Here is a 1,177-nt window from a genome sequence, read left to right as displayed (position 1 = left end):
CGCCCCCACATCCCGACCAGACACCACCAACGGCACAACACCACCCTCAACAGCACCGCCCCCAGCAGTGCCGTTTTCAGTGGTGCCGTTCCGGGTGGCACCGTCCTCAGTGGTGCTGCCTCCAGCGGTGCCGTTTCGGGTGGTGCCGTTCGGTGTCGCCTTGGTGGTCTCTCGCACCGGGGGTTCTTCCAGCACCACATGCGCGTTGGTGCCCGACAGCCCGAACGAGGACACCCCGGCCCGACGCACCCGACCCGCCTCACGCGGCCAGGGCCGGGCCTCATCCAGGAGCTTCAGGCCGCTGCCCTCCCAGGCGATGTGCGGGCTGGGCTCGTCGGCGTACAGCGACTTCGGCAGCATCTGGTGCTGCAGAGCCAGCACCATCTTGATCACACCCACCACACCGGCGGCAGCCTGCGTGTGCCCGATGTTCGACTTCGACGAGCCCAGATAGACCGGCCGGTCCGCATCCCGGCCCGGACCGAACACCTCGGCCAGCGCACCGGCCTCGATCGGGTCGCCCAGCGGGGTGCCGGTGCCGTGGGCCTCGATCGCGTCGATGTCGGCCGGCGTGAGGCGGGAAGCGGCCAGTGCGTCGCGGATCACCCGCTGCTGCGAGGGGCCGTTGGGCGCGGTCAGGCCCTGGGAACGACCGTCCTGGTTGACCGCGCTGCCGCGGATCACCGCCAGGATCCGGTCACCGTCACGCTCGGCAGCCGACAGCCGCTTGAGCACCAAAACCCCAACACCCTCAGCCCAGCCCGCACCATCAGCCCGCGCCGAGAAGGACTTGCACCGCCCGTCAGGAGCCATCCCCTTCAACCGCGAGAACTCCACAAACAGCGCGGGAGTGTTCATCACGGTGACACCACCGGCCAGGGCAAGCTCGCACTCCCCCGACCTCAGTGCCTGCACCGCCAGATGCACCGACACCAGCGACGACGAGCAGGCAGTGTCGACGGTGACGGCAGGCCCCTGGAGCCCCAGGGTGTAGGACACCCGGCCCGAAACCACACTGGATGCGTTGCCGGTGCTGGTGTAGCCGTCAAGGGCGTCGAGGTCGTAGCCCTGCTGGTTGCCGTAGTCGGAGCTCATCGCGCCGAGGTAGACCCCGGTACGGCTCTCGCTCAGGGACTCGGGCCGGATGCCGGCCCGCTCCAGGGCCTCCCAGGACGTC

Annotated in this window: 1 protein-coding gene; it reads right to left on the bottom strand. The window is 69.6% G+C overall.

What is annotated here, in order from left to right; all coding sequences use genetic code 11:
- Positions 1-1,177, bottom strand: a 1,177-nt coding sequence (locus CCN35_RS20580) for a beta-ketoacyl synthase N-terminal-like domain-containing protein (protein ID WP_143631698.1), incomplete at both ends; no start/stop codon positions are given.

The organism is Streptomyces thermovulgaris, from assembly GCF_002155915.1.
In the GTDB taxonomy this organism is placed as follows: domain Bacteria; phylum Actinomycetota; class Actinomycetes; order Streptomycetales; family Streptomycetaceae; genus Streptomyces; species Streptomyces thermovulgaris.
Note: the sequence above shows the minus strand (reverse complement) of the source record. Positions and strands in the feature narration are given on the sequence as shown.